A 15,659-nucleotide genomic window follows, 5' to 3' on the forward strand; every position below is an offset into this window, starting at 1 on the left:
CTTTGCACGCTAGCGTACAGACTAGCGCCCCTTTGATGTTGAACATAGGACCCGCTGCCAGGTGTTTCGCACCCTTCGGTGCGACGCCACAGCGTTTAGGAGTCCTTATGAAAACATTCAATTCAAGCCGTGCGCACTCCATCCGGATTGCAGCGATTTGCGCGGCCTTTTTGGGTCTGGTTCCGGCTGCCAATGCGGCTACTGCTTCGGGGGCGATGTCGGTCTCTGCATCGGTCACCGGGTCGTGTGTGGTGGGTGCGTCTACCTTGGCTTTTCCTAGCGTGACCAGCGCCGTGATTTCGGCGGGCAACGTGGATGCGGTGGGCAACATCTCGGTTAACTGCACCGCCGGTTCCGGCTACACCGTGCTGCTCAATACCGGTAGCGGTGCTGGCAGTACTTTGGCCAACCGCAAGATGAGTGCCGGCGCCAACCAGTGGCTTGGCTATTCGATCTACACCACAGCGGCGCGGACCACGGTGTGGGGTGATGGCACGTCAGGGTCCGGCACCATGGTGGGCGTAGGCACCGGGTTGAGCCAGTCGATCTTCGCTTACGGCCGCATCTTCCAGGGCCAGATCGCGACCGCAGCCAACTACGCGGATGTGGTGAATGTCACCGTTCAGTACTAAGTGCTGCATTCGCAGCACCGTGCTGGCCTGCTGCATCGCAAGTGCAGCAGGCGCAGGCTGGGCCGGAGCGATCGAGGTCTCGCCGGTGCGGGTGAACTTGTCGGCTCAGGTTCGCGTTGGCGTGCTTCGGGTCTACAACCGGGGAGATGAAGTGGCCTTGGTACAGGTCAGCGCCTACCCGTGGACGGCCACCGATTTGCCCGCTGGGGTGGAGCCAACAGACCAGTTGCTGGTCACACCAACCACCTTTCGGCTCGCGCCAGAGGCGGTCCAGATCGTACGCGTCGGGTTGCGCTCGGGCGCACCCATGCAGGTCGAAGAGGCCTACCGTATGGTGATTGAAGAAGTACCGCTGCCGCAAGCGCAAGACAGCACCCGCATGCGGCTGGTGGTGCGCCACGATTTGCCTGTGTTCGTCGAGGCGCAGACCGCACCCCGAGACCTGATTGCCTTTGCAGTAGATTGCCAGCCTCAAGGTGCATCGCTTCGCTTGCGCAACCTGGGTAACCGCCACCTCAAGGTGCTGCGCATGCAGTTGAAGCAAGCTGCCACCGCGCAGACCGTGGGGGACTGGAACAAGCTGCATTACCTCTTACCAACCCAGGAGACCGGCTGGGATGTCACACCATTCGGCCCCGATTCGGCACAGCGGCTCCACACCGCCACGGTAGACACCGACGCGGGGACGCTGGTAGTAGATGTTGAGCTCGCATGCCCCCGCTAGCGGCTTGTCGCGGGCCCGGGTGTCGGCGGCGGCGGCTTGGTCTGTAGCGTTGTGGACGGCCCTGCTGGCTGCGCCGCCGGGATGGACGCAAGCGGTGCAGGCTGCGCCCCTGCCAGCGCCGCAAGCGCAGGCGCAAGTGCCGGCGCTGACGCAAGTGCCGGCGCGATCGCAAGTGCTGGTGCTGGGGCTGGTTCTCAATGGCATCGACGTCAGCGAGGGTGAGCCGTTTGTAGAGACGCCCACCCAAGGGCTGCTGGTTGGCGCTGACTTGCTGCAGCGCCTGCAACTGCGTCCGGATGCGCGGGCCATGCGCGGTGTGGCCGGGGTGCCGCATTTCGACCTTTATGCCCTGCCGGGTGTGCAGGTGCAGCGCGATACCGCCAGCGCCCGCGTGATACTGGTGGCGCGCGCCAGCGCATTCGAGTCCCAGGTGCTGGACGCGCTGGCTGCCGAAAACCTGCAGGCTCCCAGTTACTCGCCGGGTGGATTTTTCAACTACGAGCTGGGGCGCACCCAAACCCCGCAGGAGCTAAGCTACGACGGCTTGCTCGGTGTGGGTGGTTTCGCAGGTCCAGCGCTGATGACCCATTCGCTGGCCTTGCGCCAGGCGCACAGCGTGCGGCTGATGAGCAGCGTGCAGATCGATTCACCCCACACGATCAAGACGCTGCGCCTGGGCGACGCCATCACCAGCACCGGCGCTTGGGGCATTGGAGCGCTGTTTGGCGGCCTGCAGTACGAAACCAATTTTGCGGTGCGGCCAGAGTTCGTCGTGCAGTCCATTCCGAGCGTGGCAGGCGATGCGGTGTTGCCCTCCACCGTCGACGTGTATGTGGACAACGTGCTGCGCTCGCGCCAGAACGTGGAGGCGGGTCCGTTTGTCATCAATAACCTGCCGCTGGTGAACGGCAAAGGCGAGATCCGCATGGTGGTGCGTGATGTGTTGGGCCGCGAGCAGGTGGTAACCCAGCCCTTTCTGGCCAGCGCCACCTTGCTGCGTCCGGGCTTGCTGCAAGAGTCTTACGAGTTGGGCGCTTTGCGCCGCAACTATGGCACGCAAAGCGACGACTACGGCGACCCCTTTGCCAGCATGACCTTGCGTCGCGGCATGCGCCCACGGTGGACCGCTGAGCTGCGTGCGGAAGTGCAGCGTGATGCACGCACAGTGGGCCTCTCGCACGCCTTGTTGTTCCCCGCATGGAGCAGTGTGGCGGAGGCCACCATGGTTGCCAGCAGCGCAGAGCAGGTTGGCGGCGCCTACGGCTTGCTGTACAGCTTCACCGGTAACCGGGTATCGCTGGGTGCGCGTGTCACCGGCAGCTCGGCAGATTTTCGCCAAGTAGGAGGCGACGTACAGAACGCGCCAAGCCGCCAGTGGACCCTGCAGGCTGCGCTGCCCATGGGGTCGGGCACCCTCATCACCAACTACCTCAGCCGCGCAAGCCACAACCGCGAGCAGGGCGATGTGAAGGTGCTGCACATGAACTACGCGTGGCAATTGCATGCGCGCGTGACGGCGCAGGTGTCGCTGCTGTCTACCAACGCGCTGGCCGGTGTGTCGCTGCTGGCGGGCATCACCGCAGTGTGGGACTCGAAGCATATTTCTACGGTCAGCGCCCAGCGTGCACCGCAGTCCGATAGCGTGTACGTCGACTACGCACAAGTCGCACCGGGTACCGACGGGCTGGACTACCGACTGGCCGCAGCACGGGTCGATGGCCTTGGGACGCAGCAAGTCGACCTCTCGCTCAAGCACCCCAGAGGCCGTTGGAGCGCCCAGTTGGTGGAACAGGAGGCAGGTCCGAGCACCCGTCTGGGTGCCAGTGGCGGCGTGGCTGTGTTGGGCCGCCAAGTGCACTGGACCCGCGGCCTGCCCCAGAGCTTTGCCGTGGTGCATGTCGGCGAGCCAGGCGTGCCGGTGTACCTCGAGGGGCAGCTGGCGGCACGCACTGGCGCCGATGGCAGCGCGCTGGTCGGCAACCTGCGCGCCTACCAGAACAATTTGCTGAGCATCGATCCCCTCACGATTCCGATGGACCACCTCCTCAACACCACCCATCTGACGGTGCGGCCCCGTTGGTTGGGCGGCGTGCGCGCCGACTTTGGGGTGGCGCAAGTGATTGGCGGCACTGTCAGCGTGCTGTACCCCGACGGGAGCGCGCCACCAGCTTGGTCCGAAGTACAGGTGTTGGGTCTGGAGCGGATTTTTGTGGTGGGCGGGCGTGGGGATGTGTACCTGGAGTTTCCCAAGCCGGGCAGCTACCGCATGCGTGTGGCGCCGCAAGGGCATGCCGTCTGCCAGTTTGACCTGGTGGTGGACCATGTGGCACGGATGGCTGAGCACGCCGTGTGTTTACCGCCTTAAAACACCGCATGGTCTCCGGGGCAATGGTGGGTTTTGCCTCGCAGCACATCGCGGTAATGGTCTTGCAGCGTGTGGCTGCCGTAAGAGGGCGTTGCGTCGGCGTCGTAGCGCTGGTGGTGTGCGTCCCACACCAGCATGGACTCGGTGGCGTAGTAGCGGCCTATGCGGGCCAGCTCGGCCTTGGCGGCCAGTACCGGGACCACCTTGCCTGCCAGGGTGAGCACCGCCACGATCGCATCGAGCAGCCGTACCGGAACGTGGGTGAAGCGGGGTGGGCGGCCCAGCAACTGGTGCAGCACGTCGCCTTGCTGCAAGGGCGTGATGGCGTCGCCCGGCCCGCCGATGGGCAGGATGCGGTTGTGGCGGCTGGGGTTGTCGATACAAGTGGCCAGGTAGTCGCCCAGGTCGTCGTCGCTGATGGGTTTACAGGCGGTGAGCTGGCCATTGCCAAACACCAAAAACGGCTTGCCCTTGCGCACCCGCTCAATTTGCCCGGAGAGCGACTTAAAAAACGCAGTGGGTCGCACGATGGAGTAGGTGACTCCTGATGCCACCAGCGCCTGCTCAAACGCCAGCTTGGCATGCTGAAACGCGAGCCGGGGCTTCTGCACGCACAGCGCCGAGAGCAACACCACCTGCGTGACCCCAGCCTGCTGTGCTGCGTGCAGCGCGTGCAGGTGGGCTTGGTGGTCGATGGCCCACGCATCGCGTGGCTCGCCTGTGCGCGAGGCCAGGCACGACAGCAGCACCTCAAAGTGCTCCCCCGCGATGCCGTCTCGCTCCAACGAGACAGGGTCGGTCACATCGGCCATGCGCACGGTGGCGCCGGACGGCGCTTGGACGGTGCCTACCGCATTGACGTCCGCGCCGATGCCACGCAGGTCCGGCGACTTGCCTGGTGCGCGAGGGTGGGTGCCGTCGGAGCTTCCTTGCGGACTGTGTGCACAGTTGCGCTGGCGCACCAGGCACACCACCTCGTGCCCGTGGCGCACCAGCGAGCGCACCGCAGCCTGTCCGATGGTGCCGGTCGCGCCAAGGACCAATACTCGCCGCCTTGGTGCGCTGGGCGCCAGAGAGGGCGAGGGCGTAGGCGTAGGCGTCGGTTCGGCGCTGCTGTGCGGCTGCATGTTGCCCCTAAGTGACCGTGCTTTTGCGCGTGAACTCAGGGCGCATCCACTCACCGCCTTCGAGCACCTGGCGCAGGTGCTCGACCGCGTGCCACACGTCGCAAAAGCTGGTGTACAGCGGGGTGAAGCCAAAGCGCAGGATGTCCGGGTGCGCGCCGCCGTCGCCCGCGCGGAAGTCACCGACCACACCGCGCGCGATCAGGGCCTGCACGATGGCAAAAGCGCCGGAATCTGTGTCTGAGTTTGCGCCTGAGTTTGCGCCCGGTTCAGGCGTGCCGCCAGACCCTTGCGCGTCAGTGGCGGCATGCGCACGCGTCAAACACACCTGCGAGCCGCGCTGTGCGTGCTCGCGTGGTGTGGCCAGGCCCAGCCCAAAGCCCTGGCAGCGCGCCTCCACCAGTGCGATGAACAAATCGGTCAGCGCCAGCGATTTGGCGCGCAGCGCGGCCATGCCGCCCAGCGGCTGCGCGGCTTCAAAAGCACCCAGACCGCAGCCCAAGAGCGACAGGCTGACGATGGGCTGGGTGCCGCAGAGGTAGCGTTTGATGCCGGGTGCAGGTTGGTAATCGGGCGTGAAGGCGAATGGCGTGGCGTGGCCCCACCACCCGGCCAAGGGCTGCCAAAAGCGCTCGGCATGCTGTGGGTGGACCCACACAAAGGCGGGCGCGCCGGGTCCACCGTTTAAGTACTTGTAGCCACAGCCCACCGCAAAGTCTGCCCCAGCGCCCAGCAGGTCGACCGGCACTGCGCCTGCGCTGTGGGCGAGGTCCCACACCACCAAGGCGCCCGCACGCCGGGCAGCGGCAGTCAGGGTGGCCATGTCGTGCATCGCGCCGGTGCGGTAGTTCACGTGGGTGAGCATCAGCACCGCAAGTCCGTCGTCCAGGGCGGCGGGCAGCTCCTCGGGCTCGACCAGCCTGAGGGTGAAACCGCGCTCTTGGCACAGCGCCTGTGCAATGTAGAGGTCGGTGGGAAAGTTGCTGCGCTCGCTCACCACGGTGCGGCGCATGCCGCTGTCGTGCGCGGCCATGGTCAGGGCGGCAGACAAGACCTTGAACAGGTTGATTGAGGTGCTGTCGGTGGCCACCACCTGGTCGGGGCCCGCGCCGATGAGCGGCGCAATGCGGTTGCCCAAGCGCTCTGGCAAATCAAACCAGCCCGCGCTGTTCCACGAGCGAATCAGCCCCTGCCCCCACTCTTGCTCTACCACCCGCGCAGCACAGGCCGCAGCGCTTTTGGGCTGCACCCCGAGCGAATTGCCATCGAGGTAAATCAGGCCCTCGGGAATGGCAAACAGATCGCGCAGCGGCCGCAGCGGGTCGGTGGCGTCAAGGTGCTGGCAGTCTTGCAAGGTGGTCATGGCGGTAGAAGGGTTGAGAGCGCGGGTGGCGAACAGGGAACAGGTGCGAACCGGCTGCAGGGGCGGGAAGGACGAAAAGGGCCGTGGGATTGCATCTCCTGCTTTTTACTGGTAGCGCACGCCCTGGCGGCGCAGCTCGGTTTGCAGTGCGGCGATGCTCACGTCTTCCAACGCCTTGCCCGACTTGATCGACAGCGCCGCGGCAATGCCCGCACCCTGGCCCGCCACCGCGCAGCAGGCCATGTTGCGGGTGGCTGCATGCGAGATGCGGTCGCCGCCGATGGCGCGCCCGGCCACCAGCAGGTTTTTCACGCGCTGGGGCAGCATGCTGCGGTAGGGGATGTGCATGTAGCGCCCGGTGGTGGGCAAGATCAAGATGCCGTAGCCGTCGATGAATTCGGGGTAAATGCCCACCGAATCCTCGAAGCGCGCCTGGTTGCGCACATCGGACTCGGTCATGTTGTAAGCCGCGTCGATCTTGCGGGTGTCGCGGATGCCAATCGTCATGCCGAAGTTGCGCAAGCGCACGCCTGCGCAGCCAGGCGTGTAGCGCCGCAGCGCCTCAATGGCCAGCATCGACTGGCGTCGGCCTTCGATCTCGAAGCGGGTCATGCTGTTGGGGTCGGTGCCATCGCAGCCGGCCAGGTGGATCAGGTTCATGTAAGTCAGCTCACCGGTGTCGTGCACCGCGCCCCAAGTGCCGGCAATGGTGTTGAGGTGCGCTGGGATCACGCCGTCGCGAATCGCCTGCGCAAAGGGCTTGGCCAGGAAGGGCGAAAACATGCTGTCTTCTTTGCCCGAGGTTTCAATTTCCCATTCACCGGTGGCCCAGTCTTTGTAGGTTTGCGGGTCGGCGCGCACACCAGCCAGAAAGGCCTTTTTGTCGACCCCGGCCAGGTGGAACATGACCGACGCGGCCTGCATCGCCTCGACCGGCGTGGTGGCGGTGGGTGCACCTGCGCGGTGGGCAATGTCGGCGTCGCCCGTGGCGTCAATCACGCGCTTGGCCAGCAGCGCTTCGCGCCCGGCTTTGGATTCGACCACGATGCCGGTGATGGTGTCGCCGTCCATGAGCGGGGCCACAAACAGGCGGTGCAACATCGGGTGGATGCCAGCCTCTTGCACCAGCACATCGGCCACGACCTTGAAGCCCTCGGAGTCGATCTCGTACGACAAGGACTGCGACTCCTGCACTGCAGCGCCCATGGCCTTGGCGCGCTCTTCAAACTCGCGGCTGATTCCATCGGCCTCTACGGTTTGCTCGTGGCGGTACCAGGCCAGGCCTTCCACGCCCACCACGGTGAGGTTGCCCCCAAAGCAGCCAAAGCGCTCCACCAAGGTGACGCTGACGCCGCAGCGCGCCGCCGCCAGCGCTGCGGCCAGCCCACCGGGGCCGGAGCCGACCACCAAAACGTCGGTGTGGTGGATCACGTCGATTTCGCGCGCGGGTTCGACGATTTTGGTGGGTGCTGAAGTCATGGTGGATCCTGGGTTGTGGGTCGCGGATGGTGGGTAGTGGAAACTAATTGAGCGCAGGCAGGCCGTGCTTGCTGCGGGCGCGTGCGCATGCGTCGCTGCCCTCGGCAAACTCGCGGCACGGCGAGGGGCGCCATTCGTAAATGCCGCAGGCGACTTGTTGGCCGACCTGGCCGGTCAGTGCGGCGCAGCGGATGGGTACGTGGTCGGTGCCACGCATGCGCACCGTGCTGCCATTGACCGGCTCCGCCAGCCCCGCGGGTACGCGCCCGCCCATGTCGTCAAGCTCGTAGACCGCGAAGTCCACCCGAAAGCAGGCGCAGCAGGCGCCACAGCTGGTGCAGGCGCCCATGGTGGTGTCAGGCCAGGCGGCCTAGCAGCAGGTATTCCATGAGTGCCTTTTGCACGTGCATGCGGTTCTCGGCCTCGTCCCAGACCACGCTTTGCGGTCCGTCAATCACTTCGGCCTCCACCTCCTCGCCACGGTGGGCGGGCAGGCAGTGCATGAACAGGGCATCGGGCGCGGCCTGGGCCATCATCTTGCGGTCGACGCACCAGGCGGCAAAGGCTTTGCGGCGCACTTCGTTTTCGGCCTCGAAGCCCATGCTGGTCCAGACGTCGGTGGTGACCAGATCGGCACCGGCGCAGGCCTGCATCGGATCGCTGAAGGTTTGGTAGCTGCCGCTGCCCATGCTGCCTGCAGCGGCGGTGGCTTCGTTGACTTCGTAGCCGCTCGGTGTGCTCACCCGCAAATGAAAGCCCAGCAAGGCCGCTGCCTGCAGCCAGGTGTTGGCCATGTTGTTGCCGTCGCCCACCCAGGCCACGGTTTTGCCCTGGATGGGGCCACGGTGCTCGATGAAGGTGAAGATGTCGGCCAGGATTTGGCAGGGGTGGAACTCGTTGGTCAGTCCGTTGATCACCGGCACCCGCGAATGCGCGGCAAAGCGCTCCAGCTTGGTTTGCTCATAGGTGCGGATCATCACGATGTCGGTCATGCGGCTGATGACTTTGGCGCTGTCTTCAATCGGCTCGGCGCGGCCCAGTTGGCTGTCGCCGGTAGTCAGGTGCACCACGCTGCCGCCAAGCTGGTACATGCCGGCCTCAAAGCTCACGCGGGTGCGGGTGGACGCCTTCTCGAAAATCATGGCCAGAGTGCGGTCCACCAGCGAGTGGTGGCGCTCGAAGTTCTTGAACTTCTTTTTGATCAGTGCAGCGCGCTCCAGCACATACACATGCTCTTCGGTGCTGAAGTCGGCAAACTGCAGAAAATGCCGTACCGGCGGTGCGCCCTTGGGCAGGGTGCTGGGAATGCCGTTTTGCAAGGGGCTCATGCCGGCTCCTTGAGCAGCGCCGCAATCAGCGGGCACAGCAAGGCTGCAATTTCATCGGCCTCGGCGGTGGTCAAAATCAAGGGCGGCACCAGGCGCACCACGCTGTCGGCCGTGACGCTGATGAGCAAACCGGCGTCTGCTGCGCGCTGCACCAAGGCGCCGCAGGGCCGCGAGAGGTCGATGCCCAACATCAGTCCTTGCCCACGGATTTCTTTCACGCCGCCACTGGCTAACTCTGCGGCAAGCCCCGTTGCAAGTGCTGCCCTGAGGTGCGCGCCCACCGTGGCGGCATTGGCCAACAGGCCTTCGGCTTCCATGATGCGAATGGTCTCCACGCCCGCGCGCATGGCCAGCGGGTTGCCGCCGAAGGTGCTGCCGTGGTTGCCCGGCTGAAAGATCTGCGCCGCTTTAGGCCCGGCTACCACCGCGCCCACCGGAACGCCCGAGCCCAGGCCTTTGGCCAGCGGCATCACGTCGGGCACGATGCCTGCCCATTGGTGGGCAAACCACTTGCCGGTGCGGCCCATGCCGCACTGCACCTCGTCAATCATCAGTAACCAGTCGCGCGCATCGCACAGTGCGCGCACCTCCTGCAGGTAGTCCATGTGCATCGGGTTGACGCCGCCTTCGCCCTGAATGGCCTCGAAAAACACCGCCACCACGTTGGGGTTACCTTCGGTTGCCGCTTTCAGCGCGTCGATGTTGTTCACCGGCACGCGGATAAAGCCCTCCACCAAGGGACCAAACCCGGCTTGCACCTTGGGGTTGCCGGTGGCACTCAAGGTCGCGATGGAGCGGCCGTGGAAAGCCTTCTCATAGACCACGATTTCGGGCCGCTCAATGCCTTTGTTGTGGCCGAACTTGCGCGCCAGCTTGAGGGCGGCTTCGTTGGCCTCCAGGCCGGTTGAGCAGAAAAACACATTGGTCATCCCCGAGCGCTCCACCAGCAGCTGGGCCAGCAAATCCTGGTCAGGCACGTGGTAATAGTTGGAGCAGTGGATCAGCTTGGTCACCTGGTCTTGCAACGCCGCCACCAGCTTGGGGTGCTTGTGCCCCAACGTGTTGACTGCAATGCCGCCCAGTGCATCCAGGTAGCTGCGCCCCTGGGTGTCCCACACCCGGCAACCCTCGCCGTGGCTCAGGGCGATGGGCAGGCGGCCGTAGGTGGGCATCACGTGGGGTGAACTGGGGGCGGCGGTGGGCGGCGCGGTGGTCATGCAATTACTCCGGAGTGCCAAGCGGGCATTGAAAACAAATCGGCCCAACGCAAGCGGGGCCGTTGAGCCGCGATTCTAGGCCCGGCTGCCCGCCCTGCAGCGGCTCGCGCGGCAGCGCATTCGCGCTCCAGACCATGCCCGCCCAGCCGCCGGGCCAGGGGTGCATCGCGGTTAGAATTCTTGTGCGGCGCAGCACCTTTTCTTGCTGTCGAACACCCCGCCTCCGCGACTCCTACCTACCGATGGTCTCTCACCGCGCCAAAGAAACTTTCATCCTCGGATTGACGCTGCAGGGTAAGGCGTTTCGTCCTAGCGATTGGGCTGAGCGTTTGGCAGGGGTGATGAGCCAGTTTCGTCCCGGTGGCCCCCAGCCCGGCAGCCACCTTGGCTATTCACCCTGGTGCGTTCCCACGTCGATAGGTCACGTCAAATGCGTGATAGTCCACAGCGATCTGCGCGACTACGACGTCATGGCCTGGGACTTTTGCATGAACTTCGCCAAAGACAACGACTTGCAGGTCAGCGAGACCCGGCCGGAGGTTGCAGGGCCGTAGCGGGCGAGGGTAGGGGCCGGTCCCGTTCTTTGCCTACCCGCTCGCGGATTTTTGTGGCAGGCCCCGCTAAGCACCCGGCTTGGCTAAGCGCACGCCGTAGGTGCGCAGCGCCGACTCCACTTGCGCTGCCTCGGTCGTGTCGTCGGGGTACAGGCGGTAGCTGGGGGCGATGATGGGCTCTACCGCCGTGGCTTCGACAACAACAACCGAGTGGATGGGAAACCGCGGCCCCGCTTGGGCTAGCAAGGGCGATGCCCAGGTCGCAAAGTCCGGGTCCTGTGCACGCACATTGCGGGCGCGGCCCACAACCTTGTAGCCCTTTTGAACCCACACATCGATAAAGCTGACGCAGACCAAGGGGTTGGCGACCATATTGCGCACGCTGGTGGGCGAGGCGATGTTTGCAATGACAAGGTGGTTCACGTCCAACACCGCAAAAATCTCTTTTGGCGAGACATTGGGTTGGCCCACGCTGTCTACCGTGGCCAACCAGCAAAGGACGCTGCGCCTGGCAGCTTCTTGGATATCTGGTGAGAGCATGCAAAAGTCCAAAAGGCATCGAGGGCCCCAAGGATACCGATCGCAATGGATGCCGTGATGCACTGCGCCTGCCACCTCTGAGCCGCAAGCGCCCACAAAAAAGCCGTCCTAAGACGGCTTTTTGCTTTGCTGGCAGCGCACCCTATAAACGGCAGACCGGGTTGGTCTGTGCGGTGCTTAAAAGATTTAAGCGGCGAGGGCCAAGGCTTTCACCTTGGTGGCCAAACGGCTCTTGTCGCGGGAGGCTTTGTTCTTGTGGAAGATGCCTTTGTCGGCCACGGTGTCCACCACGGCTTGCATCTTGGCAAACAGCTCGGTGGCCTTGGCTTTGTCGCCAGCGACCACGGCTTTTTCTACGTTCTTGACCGCAGTGCGGTACTTGGAGCGCAGCGAGGTGTTCGCGGCGTTGATCTTGACGTCCTGGCGGACGCGCTTGCGGCCCGACGCCAGGCGCGGGTTCTTTTTCTTGGGTTTTCCAGATGCCATGAATATGTTTCCTTGTGTTTGAGGATGTTGCCAGCAAAGCCCGCGATTGTAGCAGCGCGCTCCAACGCGTCTGTGGCGGCCCCGCCAAGCGACGGCCCGGCGGGGTGGGGCGGGCTACACTGTGCGCGTGAGCCTCATCCAATCCGCCTCCACGGTCTCCTTGCTGACGCTGGTCTCCCGCATCACGGGTCTGGTCAGAGAGTTGTTGATGGCGTCAACCTTTGGCGCCAGCGCCATGACCGACGCGTTCAATGTGGCGTTTCGCATTCCGAATCTGTTTCGGCGCCTGTTTGCCGAGGGCGCTTTCAGCCAGGCGTTTGTGCCGGTGCTGGCGGCGAGCAAAGCGCAGCACGGCGACGCGGTTACCAAGCAGCTGATCGACCACGTGGCCACGTTGCTCACCTGGATCTTGGTGCTGACTTGCACGCTCGGTGTGGTGGCTGCCCCTCTTTTGGTGTGGGCCATGGCCAGCGGCCTGCAGAAAAACCCTGCCGGGTATGACGCGGCGGTGGCGCTGACGCGCTACATGTTTCCCTACATCGGCTTCATGTCCTTGGTGGCGCTGTCCTCAGGCATTCTCAACACGTGGCGCCGGTTCGCTGTGGCTGCTGCTACGCCGGTGCTACTCAATATGGCAATGATTCTGGCCGCTTGGCTGCTGGTGCCTTGGTTCAAGGGTCGCGGGATCGAGCCGATTTTTGCGATGGCGGTGGGGGTGATGGTCGGCGGTCTGCTGCAGCTGGCGATCCAGGTTCCAGCGCTGCTGCGATTGGGGTTGCTGCCGCGTATCGCAGTGGGTGCATCCGGCCTCAAGAGCGCTTGGCAAGACCCGGCCACGCGGCGCATTGGCGGCTTGATGTTGCCAGCCCTTTTGGGGGTGAGCGTGGCGCAGGTGTCCTTGCTCATCAACACCCAAATCGCCTCCCATTTGCCCACCGGCAGCGTGAGCTGGCTGACCTATGCCGACCGTTTGATGGAGTTTCCCACCGCCATGCTGGGTGTGGCCTTGGGCGTGGTGCTGATGCCGCAGCTGGCGTCGGCCCGGGCGGTGGGCGATGCGGATCGCTATTCCGCCTTGCTGGACTGGGGGCTGCGCTTGGTGGTGCTGTTGGCGGTGCCCAGTGCCGTTGGTCTGCTGCTGTTTGCCAAGCCGTTGGTGGCGGGGCTGTACCACTACGGCGCCTTCACGGCCCACGATGTGCAGCAAACCTCGCTGGCCTTGATGGGCTGGGGCGCGGGCTTGGTGGGCTTGGTGGCTATCAAGGTGCTGGCGCCGGGCTACTACGCCAAACAAGACATCAAAACCCCGGTGCGCATTGCGCTGGTGGTGCTGGTGCTGACCCAGTTGCTCAACCTCGCGTTTGTGCCGCTGTTGCAGCACGCCGGTTTATCGCTGTCGATTGGCGTGGGTGCGCTGGTCAACGCCCTGTGGTTGCTGGTGGGCCTGGTGCGCCGTGGCTCCTACCGTCCCGCGCCGGGCTGGGGGCGCTTTGGCTTGCAGGTGCTGGCCGGCAGCGCCTTGCTGGTGGTGTACCTGTTGTGGGTTGTGCAGGGGTTTGACTGGATTGCTTTGCGTGCAGACAGCTTTAAGCGTATCGGACTGTTGGCCGGCCTGGTTGGCGGCGCGGTACTGGTGTACCTGGGCGCGGTCTGGGCGGCAGGACTCAATCCGCGCCAGTTTCTGCGTCGCTAAGAAGGCGCGTTTTCAGCCATGTCCATCACCTTCGCCCAATTGACCCCGCTGCAGTACTTTGCGTCCTTGGTGCAAAACAACGGCGACTTCGCCTTACTGGAAGCGGTCACCTGCCTGGCGCAAGACGAGTACCCCGATCTCGACATCCAGTCCGTGTTGTGCGAGGTGGACCGAATTCAAGTGCGCGTTCAGCGCCGGCTACCCCGCGACGCGGCACCGCTGCAAAGGCTGCGCATCCTGAACCACTACTTTTTTGGTGAGCTCGGCTTTGCCTGCAATATCAACGACTACTACGAGCCCGACAACAGCTTTTTGCACATGGTGCTGCAAACCCGCCGTGGCATCCCGGTATCGTTGGCGGTGCTGTGGATGGAACTGGCCCAGGGCGTGGGCTTGTCGGTGCAGGGTTTGTGTTTCCCCGGTCACTTCCTGGTCAAGGTCGGTTTGCCTATGGGCATGGCCGTGATGGATCCGGTGTCGGGACGTTCGCTGGGCCGTGAGGATTTGTCCGAGAAGCTCGCAGCATTCCAGGGCGCCACCAGCAGGCCCAGCGACGCCACCTTGGACACCTACCTGCAGGGCGCTACGCCGCGCGACATCCTTGCGCGCATGATGCGCAACCTCAAAGAAATCTACCAAACCCAGGAGGATTGGACCCGGACGCTGGCCACCATCAACCGCCTGATCGTGCTGCTGCCTGACGTAGCCTCGGAGTACCGTGACCGGGGTCTGGTACTTGCCGAATTGGGGCAGTCAGAAAAAGCCCTTGCGGACCTTGATCGATACCTAGGCAGCGCCGCAGACTTGGCCGACGGCCGCGCCATCGCCCAGCGGGTGCAGGCCCTACGCCGCGCGAAGCCCTGAGCACACCCACACAAGGCGCTGCGACTTCCAGCAGCTGCGCTCAGCCGATTTGTACCGCTGCACCATCACCGCGCGCGGCAATGCTGCCAATCTGGTAGACCGTCTCGCCCTGCCCGCGCAGGGTGTCGGCGCAGGCTGCGGCCTGGGCGGCATCGACCACCAACACCATGCCGATGCCGTTGTTGAAGGTGCGGTTCATCTCGTGCGCGTCGATACCCGCAGTGCCCTGCAGCCAGGCGAACAGCTCGCTTTGCGGCCAGCTGGCGTGCTGCAGGTGGGCAGCAGTACCTGCCGGCAGCACGCGTGGAATGTTTTCCAGCAAGCCGCCGCCGGTGATGTGCGCCAGCGCCTTGATGCCCCCCTGACCCGGCTGGGCGCTGCAGGGGTAGGCTGCCAGCGCGGCCAACACGCTTTGGACATACAGCCGAGTGGGTTCCATTAGGGCTTGGCGAAACGGTTTGCCATCGAGGGTCGCCGGTGCTGCTGCACCCGCGCGCTCAATGCATTTGCGCACCAGGCTAAAGCCGTTGGAGTGCACGCCGCTGCTGGCCAAGCCCAGCACCACATCGCCGGGTTGCACCCGCGCGCCGGTGAGGATTTTCGATTTCTCCACCACACCCACCGCAAACCCCGCCAGGTCGTACTCGCCGCTGGGGTACATCCCGGGCATTTCAGCGGTCTCCCCGCCGATGAGCGCGCAACCCGAGAGCTCGCAGCCCTTGGCAATGCCGCCCACCACCGCGGCGGCGGTGTCCACGTCGAGCTTGCCGCAGGCGAAATAGTCCAGAAAAAACAGCGGCTCGGCGCCTTGGACCAGCACATCGTTGACGCTCATGGCGACCAGGTCAATGCCGACCGTATCGTGCATGTTCCATTCGAAGGCCAGTTTGAGCTTGGTGCCCACGCCATCGGTGCCGCTAACCAGCACCGGCTCTTGGTAGCGCTTGGGCACTTCAAACAGGGCGCCAAAGCCGCCAATCCCCGCCAATACCCCTTCGCGCAAGGTCTTTTTCGCCAGGGGCTTGATGCGCTCGACCAACGCGTCTCCAGCGTCGATGTCGACACCGGCGTCTTTGTACGACAGGGGGGTGGGTTTGGGGGCTTGCGTCATGGGAGGGTGGGGTGGTGGGCCCAGGTGCGGACCCGAATAGAATTTGCGCTGATTTTAAGGGTTCGACTTCGCCATGCCTGTACGCCATCTGCTTGCGCCTGCCAACGTCACGGAAGTGCGCACGGCGTACCCACGCAGCGGTGCAGGCAACTGCGCGGATGGCATTGCAGACGCAGCGC

At 64.5% G+C, this 15,659-nt stretch carries 15 protein-coding genes; 6 read left to right on the forward strand and 9 right to left on the reverse strand.

Going from position 1 to position 15,659, the window contains the following annotated elements; genetic code table 11:
• Positions 1-107 precede the first annotated feature (107 nt).
• The 3 genes from ACILRC_RS02615 to ACILRC_RS02625 are packed head-to-tail and all read left to right on the forward strand — an operon-like array spanning position 108 to position 3,721.
• Positions 108-632: a spore coat U domain-containing protein gene (locus ACILRC_RS02615; RefSeq protein ID WP_395667783.1), complete on the forward strand. Its 525-nt coding sequence runs from the start codon at positions 108-110 to the stop codon at positions 630-632.
• Positions 613-1,356, forward strand: coding sequence for a molecular chaperone (locus ACILRC_RS02620; RefSeq protein WP_395667784.1), 744 nt, complete (start codon positions 613-615; stop codon positions 1,354-1,356). The genes ACILRC_RS02615 and ACILRC_RS02620 overlap by 20 nt, the downstream gene beginning before the upstream one ends.
• Positions 1,334-3,721: a fimbria/pilus outer membrane usher protein gene (locus tag ACILRC_RS02625; RefSeq protein ID WP_395667785.1), complete on the forward strand. Its 2,388-nt coding sequence runs from the start codon at positions 1,334-1,336 to the stop codon at positions 3,719-3,721. Before ACILRC_RS02620 ends, ACILRC_RS02625 begins: the two co-directional genes overlap by 23 nt.
• On the opposite strand, the gene ACILRC_RS02630 is transcribed toward ACILRC_RS02625, so the two are convergent.
• The 6 genes from ACILRC_RS02630 to ACILRC_RS02655 form a co-directional block, all read right to left on the reverse strand.
• Entirely contained in the window at positions 3,718-4,764 is a 1,047-nt protein-coding gene (locus ACILRC_RS02630; protein ID WP_395667786.1) for an NAD(P)H-binding protein, read from the reverse strand. The two genes, ACILRC_RS02625 and ACILRC_RS02630, sit on opposite strands and share 4 nt — an antisense overlap.
• 91 nt (positions 4,765-4,855) lie before the next feature.
• Complete coding sequence (kynU, locus tag ACILRC_RS02635; protein ID WP_395667787.1) at positions 4,856-6,208, reverse strand: kynureninase; 1,353 nt, start codon at positions 6,206-6,208, stop codon at positions 4,856-4,858.
• 105 nt (positions 6,209-6,313) lie between these two features.
• Positions 6,314-7,687: an FAD-dependent oxidoreductase gene (locus tag ACILRC_RS02640; RefSeq protein WP_395667788.1), complete on the reverse strand. Its 1,374-nt coding sequence runs from the start codon at positions 7,685-7,687 to the stop codon at positions 6,314-6,316.
• A 43-nt stretch (positions 7,688-7,730) separates the two neighbouring features.
• Complete coding sequence (locus ACILRC_RS02645; RefSeq protein WP_395667789.1) at positions 7,731-8,036, reverse strand: YkgJ family cysteine cluster protein; 306 nt, start codon at positions 8,034-8,036, stop codon at positions 7,731-7,733.
• Positions 8,037-8,043: 7 nt separating this feature from the next.
• Positions 8,044-9,015: an ornithine carbamoyltransferase gene (argF, locus tag ACILRC_RS02650; protein WP_395667790.1), complete on the reverse strand. Its 972-nt coding sequence runs from the start codon at positions 9,013-9,015 to the stop codon at positions 8,044-8,046.
• Positions 9,012-10,232, reverse strand: a complete 1,221-nt coding sequence (locus ACILRC_RS02655) for an aspartate aminotransferase family protein (RefSeq protein WP_395667791.1) — start codon at positions 10,230-10,232, stop codon at positions 9,012-9,014. The genes argF and ACILRC_RS02655 overlap by 4 nt, the downstream gene beginning before the upstream one ends.
• Before the next feature lie 242 nt (positions 10,233-10,474).
• Between ACILRC_RS02655 and ACILRC_RS02660 the strand changes: the two genes are divergently transcribed.
• The gene (locus ACILRC_RS02660) at positions 10,475-10,786 is read left to right on the forward strand and encodes a DUF3579 domain-containing protein (RefSeq protein ID WP_395667792.1); all 312 of its coding nucleotides are present in this window, start codon (positions 10,475-10,477) and stop codon (positions 10,784-10,786) included.
• A 66-nt stretch (positions 10,787-10,852) separates the two neighbouring features.
• Here the strand turns inward: ACILRC_RS02660 and ACILRC_RS02665 are convergent, their stop codons facing one another.
• Both ACILRC_RS02665 and rpsT read right to left on the reverse strand, forming a co-directional pair.
• Positions 10,853-11,326, reverse strand: a complete 474-nt coding sequence (locus tag ACILRC_RS02665) for a pyridoxamine 5'-phosphate oxidase family protein (RefSeq protein WP_395667793.1) — start codon at positions 11,324-11,326, stop codon at positions 10,853-10,855.
• 186 nt (positions 11,327-11,512) lie between these two features.
• Entirely contained in the window at positions 11,513-11,812 is a 300-nt protein-coding gene (gene rpsT, locus ACILRC_RS02670; protein WP_395667794.1) for a 30S ribosomal protein S20, read from the reverse strand.
• Between the two features lie 127 nt (positions 11,813-11,939).
• Between rpsT and murJ the strand changes: the two genes are divergently transcribed.
• Both murJ and ACILRC_RS02680 read left to right on the forward strand, forming a co-directional pair.
• Positions 11,940-13,505: a murein biosynthesis integral membrane protein MurJ gene (murJ, locus tag ACILRC_RS02675; RefSeq protein WP_395667795.1), complete on the forward strand. Its 1,566-nt coding sequence runs from the start codon at positions 11,940-11,942 to the stop codon at positions 13,503-13,505.
• Positions 13,506-13,523: 18 nt separating this feature from the next.
• Positions 13,524-14,369 carry a SirB1 family protein gene (locus ACILRC_RS02680; RefSeq protein WP_395667796.1) on the forward strand — a complete coding sequence of 282 codons (846 nt, stop codon included), beginning with the start codon at positions 13,524-13,526 and terminating at the stop codon, positions 14,367-14,369.
• A gap of 40 nt (positions 14,370-14,409) precedes the next feature.
• Here ACILRC_RS02680 and purM read toward each other — a convergent pair whose 3' ends face one another.
• Positions 14,410-15,480: a phosphoribosylformylglycinamidine cyclo-ligase gene (gene purM / locus ACILRC_RS02685; protein WP_395667797.1), complete on the reverse strand. Its 1,071-nt coding sequence runs from the start codon at positions 15,478-15,480 to the stop codon at positions 14,410-14,412.
• Positions 15,481-15,659 lie beyond the last annotated feature (179 nt).

It is taken from the genome of Rhodoferax sp. (assembly GCF_044236835.1).
GTDB lineage: Bacteria > Pseudomonadota > Gammaproteobacteria > Burkholderiales > Burkholderiaceae_C > Allorhodoferax.

What these genes read in the sequence shown, in the direction of transcription:
- ACILRC_RS02615 (WP_395667783.1), top strand. Translation starts at nt 108, where the DNA reads ATGAAAACATTCAATTCAAGCCGTGCGCACTCCATCCGGATTGCAGCG.
- ACILRC_RS02620 (WP_395667784.1), top strand. Translation starts at nt 613, where the DNA reads ATGTCACCGTTCAGTACTAAGTGCTGCATTCGCAGCACCGTGCTGGCC.
- kynU (WP_395667787.1), bottom strand. Translation starts at nt 6,208, where the DNA reads ATGACCACCTTGCAAGACTGCCAGCACCTTGACGCCACCGACCCGCTG.
- ACILRC_RS02640 (WP_395667788.1), bottom strand. Translation starts at nt 7,687, where the DNA reads ATGACTTCAGCACCCACCAAAATCGTCGAACCCGCGCGCGAAATCGAC.
- ACILRC_RS02645 (WP_395667789.1), bottom strand. Translation starts at nt 8,036, where the DNA reads ATGGGCGCCTGCACCAGCTGTGGCGCCTGCTGCGCCTGCTTTCGGGTG.
- argF (WP_395667790.1), bottom strand. Translation starts at nt 9,015, where the DNA reads ATGAGCCCCTTGCAAAACGGCATTCCCAGCACCCTGCCCAAGGGCGCA.
- ACILRC_RS02655 (WP_395667791.1), bottom strand. Translation starts at nt 10,232, where the DNA reads ATGACCACCGCGCCGCCCACCGCCGCCCCCAGTTCACCCCACGTGATG.
- ACILRC_RS02660 (WP_395667792.1), top strand. Translation starts at nt 10,475, where the DNA reads ATGGTCTCTCACCGCGCCAAAGAAACTTTCATCCTCGGATTGACGCTG.
- ACILRC_RS02665 (WP_395667793.1), bottom strand. Translation starts at nt 11,326, where the DNA reads ATGCTCTCACCAGATATCCAAGAAGCTGCCAGGCGCAGCGTCCTTTGC.
- rpsT (WP_395667794.1), bottom strand. Translation starts at nt 11,812, where the DNA reads ATGGCATCTGGAAAACCCAAGAAAAAGAACCCGCGCCTGGCGTCGGGC.
- ACILRC_RS02680 (WP_395667796.1), top strand. Translation starts at nt 13,524, where the DNA reads ATGTCCATCACCTTCGCCCAATTGACCCCGCTGCAGTACTTTGCGTCC.
- purM (WP_395667797.1), bottom strand. Translation starts at nt 15,480, where the DNA reads ATGACGCAAGCCCCCAAACCCACCCCCCTGTCGTACAAAGACGCCGGT.